Source organism: Roseibium marinum (genome assembly GCF_002906165.1).
Classification (GTDB): domain Bacteria; phylum Pseudomonadota; class Alphaproteobacteria; order Rhizobiales; family Stappiaceae; genus Roseibium; species Roseibium marinum.
Map to the genome: position 1 here is coordinate 88,359 of NZ_PPCN01000016.1, position 7,425 is coordinate 95,783.

Consider the following 7,425-nt stretch of genomic DNA (forward strand, 5'->3'; position numbering starts at 1 on the left):
AAGGCTGTTCCGGCGCGGACCCAGATCAGGATTTCGCGCCACGGAAGACCGTTAACAGGGCCGCGGAACGGGGCCCGGACCGATGCGAGACCCGAATGACCGGCGTAAATGAAATCCGATCGACCTTTCTGGACTATTTCAAGAAGAACGATCACGAAGTGGTCGAGTCCGGACCGCTGGTCCCGCGCAACGATCCGACCCTGATGTTCGCGAATGCGGGCATGAACCAGTTCAAGAATGTTTTCACCGGGCTGGAGAAGCGTCCCTACTCGCGGGCGACCACCGCGCAGAAAGTGGTTCGCGCCGGCGGCAAGCACAATGATCTCGACAATGTCGGGTATACCGCCCGCCATCACACGTTTTTTGAAATGCTCGGCAACTTTTCTTTCGGCGACTATTTCAAGGACAGGGCGATCGAACTCGCCTGGAACCTGATCACCAAGGAATTCGGCCTGCCCGCCGACAGATTGCTGGTCACCGTCTATTCGGAAGACACCGAGGCCGCCGGCTACTGGAAGAAGATCGCCGGTCTCAGCGAAGACCGGATCATCCGTATTCCGACGTCGGACAATTTCTGGACGATGGGTGACACCGGTCCCTGTGGCCCGTGTTCCGAGATCTTCTATGACCACGGCGAGCATATCTGGGGTGGTCCTCCGGGCTCGGCGGACGAAGACGGCGACCGGTTCATCGAGATCTGGAACCTGGTCTTCATGCAATATGAGCAGACGCCCGAAGCGCGTTTCGACCTGCCTCGGCCGTCGATCGACACGGGCATGGGGCTGGAGCGGCTGGCGACCGTGTTGCAGGGGGTCCACAACAACTACGATATCGATCTCTTCAGGGCGCTGATTTCCGCGTCCGAACACGAAACCGGTGTGGATGCCAGCGGCGCCGCGCTGTCCAGCCACCGGGTGATCGCCGATCACCTGCGCTCCACCAGTTTCCTGATCGCCGACGGCGTACTGCCGTCCAATGAGGGACGGGGCTACGTGCTGCGCCGGATCATGCGCCGCGGTATGCGTCATGCTCATCTGCTGGGTGCGGCCGAACCGCTGATGCACAGGCTGGTGCCGACGCTGGTGCGGGAAATGGGCCGGGCCTATCCGGAACTTATCCGCGCCGAGGCGCTGATCGCCGAGACCCTCAAGCTGGAGGAAACCCGTTTCCGCAAGACGCTGGAGCGCGGCCTCGGGCTGCTCGACAGCGCAACGGGGGATCTTTCCGCCGGCGGCCGGCTCGACGGGGAAACCGCCTTCAAGCTCTATGACACGTTCGGTTTTCCGCTCGATCTGACACAGGATGCCCTGCGCGCCCGCGACATCAGCGTCGACACGGACGGTTTCAATGCCGCGATGGAGCGGCAGAAGGCCGAGGCCCGGGCAGCCTGGTCCGGATCGGGCAGTGCGGCGACGGAGGCCGTCTGGTTCGCGCTGAAGGAAAAGCACGGGGCGACGGACTTCCTCGGCTATGAGACCGAAATCGCCGAGGGCGTCGTCGCGGCGCTCGCCGCCGACGACAGGGAGATCGAGAAACTGTCCGCAGGCGAAAGCGGTTATGTCGTTCTCAACCAGACGCCTTTCTATGCCGAAAGCGGCGGACAGGTGGGCGATACAGGCGCCATGCTCGGCGCCGGAGTGAAGATCAGCGTCACCAACACCCAGAAGAAAGCCGACGGCCTGTTCGTGCACTCCGTCACGGTCGAGGAGGGGGAACTGGTTGCGGGGACGGCACTGGAGCTGAAGGTGGATCACGCAAGGCGCGGCGCCGTCCGGTCCAATCATTCGGCGACCCACCTGGTCCATGAGGCCCTGCGCGAGGTGCTCGGCACTCATGTGGCGCAAAAAGGCTCTCTTGTCTCACCGGAGCGGCTGCGCTTCGACTTTTCTCATCCAAAGCCGATGAGCGACGAGGAACTGTCCACGGTCGAGACCTTCGCCAACGAGATCGTCCTGCAGAATGCGCCGGTGGATACCCGTCTGATGGCGGTGGACGATGCCATCGAAGCCGGCGCCATGGCCCTGTTCGGCGAAAAATACGGCGATGAGGTCCGCGTTGTCTCCATGGGCACAGCCCTTCACGGCGACAAGGCAGGCAAACCCTATTCGCTGGAACTGTGCGGCGGCATCCATGTGAAGCGCACCGGCGACATCGGTCTCGTGACCCTGGTTTCGGAAAGTGCGGTCGCGGCCGGGGTGCGCCGGATCGAGGCGCTCACCGGTACCGAGGCCCGCACGTATCTCGATGCCCAGGACAAGCGGGTGCGCGAAATCGCCGGCATCCTGAAGAGCAGCGCGGATGAAGTGCCAGCCCGCGTCGCCCAGCTTGTGGAAGAACGCAGGCGGCTGGAAAAGGAACTGGCGGACGCCAGGAAGAAGCTCGCCATGGGCGGCGGTGGCGGCGAGGGCGCGCCGGTGAAGGACGCCGGCCGGTTCAAGCTGATGGCCCGTGCCGTGGAAGGCATCAATCCGAAAGACCTGAAGGGCATGGCCGATGAAGCCAAGACCGGGCTCGGCTCCGGCGTGGTCGTGCTGATCAGCGTGGCGGATGACGGCAAGGCGGCAATCGTGACAGCGGTCACCAAGGACCTGACGGAAGAGGTCAGTGCCGTCGATCTGGTGCAGATCGGGTCGGAGGCGCTTGGCGGGCGCGGCGGCGGCGGCCGGCCCGACATGGCCCAGGCGGGCGGTCCCGACGGCTCGAAGGCCGATGCCGCGGTTTCCGCTATCGAAGCGCATCTGGCCGGGTTGTAACGCCGGTAAGGCGGGCCTTTTCCACCGGACCGGTGTTCGGTTTTGCTGCCGGGTAAATACAGGCTTCGTGATGGCGGATCACTGAATCGCGGGCTCAGGCATGTTCAAGCCGGGCGGCTTTTCCTCCTTGATGCAATCCCGCGCGAAAACGGGTTGATCTCATTCGAAGAATTCCGTGCGCTGCCCGGTTCGGGATTTTGTGCTTTCCCATTCTTCGGCTATTCATGCAGCCACTCATGAAGGGCGGAGACGCGCAGTGCAGGGTCAGAACGTCAAGAGGGCGCTTTTTGAAGTGCTGGAGGATACGGGCAGGCGGAAGGTCGCGGCGCGCACTCTGCGCCAGTTTCTTGTCTTTCTGATCATCGGAAATATTGCGCTGGCTGTCCTGGAGACGGTTCCGGAGGTCCGCCAGGCTCTCAATACGCATCTGAGTTTCATTCAGCTCGGCTGCGGGGTCATATTTCTGGTTGAATATATCCTGCGGCTCTATGTTGCCGACCTTCATCCGCCGCTGCGCCGCTATGGTCCCGTGTGGTCGCGTGTGCGGTACGCGATGCATCCTGACGCGATCGTCGATCTGATCGGCGCATTGCCGCTGCTCTTCGTACTGTTCCTGCCGAACCAGGCGGTGACCATCGTCGTCATCCTGCGGCTGCTGCGTTTTCTCAAACTCGCCCGCTATTCGCCCGCCCTGCGCTCGCTCATTTCGGCGGTGGCCGGGGAGAGGAAAGCGCTGCTCGGCTCGACCATGATCATCTTCGGTGTCGTCCTGCTGGCCGCCACGGTCATGTATCTGATCGAGCACAAACATCAGCCGGAAAATTTCCGCAGTATCCTGCACGGCATGTACTGGGCGATTACCACCGTCACCACGGTCGGCTACGGCGACGTCGTTCCGGTCAGCAATCTGGGAAAAATGATCGCCAGCGTGGTCATGCTGATGGGCTATGGCCTCATCGCGCTGCCGGTCGGCATCATCGCTTCGGCCTTTGCCCGGGAAATTCACAGCCGGGATTTCGTGGTTACCTGGTCGATGGTCTCGCGCGTGCCGCTGTTCGAGGATCTGAAGGCGACGGAAATCGCCGAGGTTGCCAAGCTCCTGCAGGCCCAGAGCGTGCGCAAGGGAGCCACGATTGCCGAGAAAGACGCGGTAGCCGACCGCATGTTCTTCATTTTCGACGGCGAAGTGGAGATCAGGCTGCCGCATGAAACGGTTTATCTCGGGGTCGGAAGTTTCTTCGGCGAGCTGGCGCTGATCAACCAGACCCGGCGCACGGCGACCATCATCGCCTACAGGGACTGCCAGCTGCTGGTGCTGGAGGCGGATGCTCTGCGCCACCTCATGGACCGTGACGCAGGGCTCGCGAAAAAGATCATGGATGAGGCGAAGGAACGGGCGCTGGCAGGCAAGAAGATCCTCGGCGAGCTTGCGGAAGAAGAATTGCAGCAGGCGGGCGTTTACGCATCGATGGATGAGGCGCGTGAAGAGCCGGAGCTCTTCAGCGACGACGAGCAGGATGAGACATCCGGAGCCGGCAAGGATCCTTCCGGCAAAAAACCTTCTTAATAGGGTGTGAGGCCCCGCGGCAATTGAGCGTAGAGCGGGTCGCCCTGCCAGAACACATCAGTCGGTCCAACGACAAAATCGATCAGGTTCCAACGGCCGTACTGATGTCGCAGCAGCGCGAAGGTGAGGAGGCCGTCCATATATTCGGCATCGCTGGCGAAGGTGGTCCGCGAAAGATCGATGGCGCCGCCGCCCGGCCTCTGGGGACTGAGCTGGACGAACGCCCAGCCACCGCCGGAACGCATCCAGTCGACCACGAATTCGACCGGCGGGCCGACCCGGGCCTCCAGCATCGGGCGCACGGCATTGAGCAGCTCGGTGCGCTCCGCAGTGCCGCGCGCCGGTTCATGAACGCTCTGGGCGCGAATGTCCGCACTGGTCGCAAGCAACAGGAGCGCACTTAAGAAAAATCCCGCAAGAAATTGCGAATAAAGAGAAAAGCGTCTTTCTTCAGAAAATGATTCAATCATTGTCGGCTCGCTGATATTTATGTTCGACCATGGCCAGGAAAACGTAGCATGAAAACCATCGGACTGCTGGGCGGCATGAGCTGGGAGAGCACCGCCATCTATTACCAGATGCTCAACCGCATGGCGCGTGAGCGGCTCGGCGGGCTGCATTCAGCCAAATGCCTGCTCTGGTCCTTCGACTTCGCGGAGATCGAAGCCGCCCAGGCCGCAGGGGACTGGGACAAGGCCACGGAGCTGATGATCGACGCCGCCCGCAATCTGGAGCGCGGCGGGGCGCAGTGCCTGGTGATCTGCACCAATACCATGCACAAGATGGCAGGAGAGGTGCAGGCCGCGGTTTCAATGCCGCTGATCCACATCGCCGATGCAACGGCACCTGCGATCACGGAGGCCGGCTGCAAGGCGCCGCTGCTGCTGGCCACCGGCTATACGATGGAGCAGGATTTCTACAAGGGCCACCTGAAGGACCGGCACGGCATAAACGTCCGAGTGCCGGAGGCGGACGCCCGGGAGGAGATCCACCGGATCATTTACGAGGAACTCTGCCGCGGCGAAATCTGGGCGGATTCCAAGGAGACCTATCTGGAAGTGGTCGCCAGGGAAACGGCGCGCGGCGCGGACGGCGTGATCTTCGGCTGCACGGAAATCGGGCTACTGGTGAAGGCGGAGGATTTCGACATACCCGCCTTCGACACGACCGCGCTGCATGCGAAGGCGGCGCTCGATTTCGCGCTTGATGTCTAACCCGTTCCGGCCGGCCCGGATCGCCGATCCATCTGTCCCGGCCTTGAGCCGGGACCTATGGGCGCCGAGGAGACATAGTCTGCACCACGCGACCTGCTTCGCGAGGTTTCTACATCAAATAGTGCAGATTAAACGCGACACGTTCTAGCCCGGGACCACGGGTTGAACGGGTGTATCCTGAGCTTCCCAAAGAGCGTGGAACTCCGGCAGGCCCAGGGTCGCCAGTGTCTCGTTGTCGGGACCCAGGATCTCGTAGATCATGCCGTCGGTGCCACGATTGCTGAACCAGGCGATGCAATCGACGTCGCCGCCGCCTTCCGTGTGCGGCGGACCGCCGGCCGGTTTTTCCACAAAGCTGGCTGTCGGCCGTATTTCGGTAAGCGACCCTTCCTCGTCATAAAGGCGCAATTCGCCCTGGATGATGAAGGTGCTGTAATCCGCGTGGTGACGGTGAAGCACAATACGTTGATTGGCTGCGAACTTCAGAAGGAGATCGACTGTCTTTGCCTCGGGATCGACCTTCAGAACGTGGTACCAGACATGATCGATGCCATCGAGGGTGTTCCAGGTCACATTGGACTGGTCGAATGTACCTGCTGTCGCGTCTGCTGTCTGGGCCGCTGAAGCTGCGGTGCCGCCCAAGGCCACTGCCGCGGCAGCCGTGCCAATGCCGGTCAGCCCCTCGCGGCGCGTGAGTTTCGCTTTCGTCATAGTTTCCTCCCTTCGGAATCGCATCCGAGTTGTTTTGCAACTTCATGGTTGCATACTGCACCTTTGAAATCTTGCCATTTGGTGCCATGCTGAGATCCGGGAGGCGGATCCATGACGGGCTACACGCGCGCGAGCGCTCTGGGACCGATAACTGACTTCGTCGAGACGCGTGGCGGCTCGATCGAACGGATATTCCGCCGTGTGGATTTGCCTTTGGCCCTGTTGGACAATCCTGATCTTCCCTTGCCGCTGAACGAACAATTCAAGGTGCTTCGTGAAGCCGGGCGAGAGATTGGCGATGCCTTCTTTGGTGCCGCGCTCGGACGTGTCGTGAGCATGAAAAAGCTGAGTGCTTTTGGAGCGTGGGTCAGCGGCGCACCGACGCTCGCGGGTGCCATTGACCGCTCCGGCCGAGGCCTCAATCGTTTTTTGCAGACCGCAACAGTTCTGAAGTTTGGGGTATGGGAAGGAAATGCGCGCTGGTCCATCGAGTTTCTCGATCCCGGCAAGGACGGGAGATTTCAAAATGAGCTGCTGGGCGTCAGTTACCTGATAGACGGGGTGCGCCATTTTGCGGGAAGCGCCTGGTCGCCAACGCTGGTCAGGTCCACCTGCGTCGGGGCGGCGCAGGCGGCGGCGCTGGAAAAGGTGTTTAAAGCACCGGTTCTGCACGATGCGCCGGTATCGGCCGTCGAATTCGACGTGGCTCTTCTTTCGGCAACGGGTCCGGCAAGGAAGAGACCCGACTTTGGTCTGGAACCACCGATCCCGCCCACTCTTGACCGGCGGGAGGACGTTGCGATGCTTTCGACCATTGCATTGCTGGAAGGCTATCCGAAGATCGACTGGGTGGCGCGCAAGCTGGACATGAGCCGCCGATCCCTGCAACGCGCTCTGGACCGGGAGGGATGCAGCTTTTCGACTGTCCTGGAGGGGTTGTTGCAGGACCGGGCCATTGCTCTGCTGCGGTCGCGTAAACTGAGCCTGGCCGAAATCGCTCTGCACCTGGGGTACAGCGACAGCGCGCATTTCTCCCGCGCCTTTCGGCGTTGGACGGGCATGGCTCCTTCGCGATACATCGCCAACTAGAGCGCATCCGTTTTATGTTGGTTCATATCCGGCGGCAGCGAAGTAGTTGGCACATTCCTGTGGCTTGAAGTGGGCGCAGAGGTCACCAACG

Annotated in this window: 6 protein-coding genes; 4 read left to right on the forward strand and 2 right to left on the reverse strand. The window is 61.7% G+C overall.

Annotation, left to right across the window (positions count from 1 at the left end):
* Positions 1 to 95: 95 nt before the first annotated feature.
* Both alaS and CLV41_RS25045 read left to right on the forward strand, forming a co-directional pair.
* Positions 96 to 2,753 (forward strand): alanine--tRNA ligase, encoded by a 2,658-nt coding sequence (gene alaS, locus CLV41_RS25040; protein ID WP_103225217.1) that lies wholly within the window; start codon positions 96 to 98, stop codon positions 2,751 to 2,753.
* Positions 2,754 to 3,009: 256 nt separating this feature from the next.
* Positions 3,010 to 4,320 carry a cyclic nucleotide-gated ion channel gene (locus tag CLV41_RS25045; protein WP_208987721.1) on the forward strand — a complete coding sequence of 437 codons (1,311 nt, stop codon included), beginning with the start codon at positions 3,010 to 3,012 and terminating at the stop codon, positions 4,318 to 4,320.
* Here the strand turns inward: CLV41_RS25045 and CLV41_RS25050 are convergent.
* A complete protein-coding gene (locus CLV41_RS25050; RefSeq protein WP_208987722.1) occupies positions 4,317 to 4,709 on the reverse strand; it encodes a hypothetical protein in 393 nt (130 codons plus the stop codon). The genes CLV41_RS25045 and CLV41_RS25050 overlap by 4 nt on opposite strands.
* Before the next feature lie 129 nt (positions 4,710 to 4,838).
* Between CLV41_RS25050 and CLV41_RS25055 the strand changes: the two genes are divergently transcribed.
* Positions 4,839 to 5,534 (forward strand): aspartate/glutamate racemase family protein, encoded by a 696-nt coding sequence (locus CLV41_RS25055; RefSeq protein ID WP_103225219.1) that lies wholly within the window; start codon positions 4,839 to 4,841, stop codon positions 5,532 to 5,534.
* A gap of 144 nt (positions 5,535 to 5,678) precedes the next feature.
* On the opposite strand, the gene CLV41_RS25060 is transcribed toward CLV41_RS25055, so the two are convergent.
* Positions 5,679 to 6,245, reverse strand: a complete 567-nt coding sequence (locus CLV41_RS25060) for a regulator (RefSeq protein ID WP_103225220.1) — start codon at positions 6,243 to 6,245, stop codon at positions 5,679 to 5,681.
* 111 nt (positions 6,246 to 6,356) lie between these two features.
* Here CLV41_RS25060 and CLV41_RS25065 point away from each other — a divergent pair, with 111 nt between their 5' ends.
* Positions 6,357 to 7,334, forward strand: a complete 978-nt coding sequence (locus CLV41_RS25065; protein WP_103225221.1) for an AraC family transcriptional regulator — start codon at positions 6,357 to 6,359, stop codon at positions 7,332 to 7,334.
* The last annotated feature ends 91 nt before the right edge of the window (positions 7,335 to 7,425 follow it).

Excerpts from the sequence above, each read along its gene's own strand:
- CLV41_RS25060 (WP_103225220.1), bottom strand. The coding sequence starts at position 6,245 with ATGACGAAAGCGAAACTCACGCGCCGCGAGGGGCTGACCGGCATTGGC.
- alaS (WP_103225217.1), top strand. The coding sequence starts at position 96 with ATGACCGGCGTAAATGAAATCCGATCGACCTTTCTGGACTATTTCAAG.
- CLV41_RS25065 (WP_103225221.1), top strand. The coding sequence starts at position 6,357 with ATGACGGGCTACACGCGCGCGAGCGCTCTGGGACCGATAACTGACTTC.
- CLV41_RS25055 (WP_103225219.1), top strand. The coding sequence starts at position 4,839 with ATGAAAACCATCGGACTGCTGGGCGGCATGAGCTGGGAGAGCACCGCC.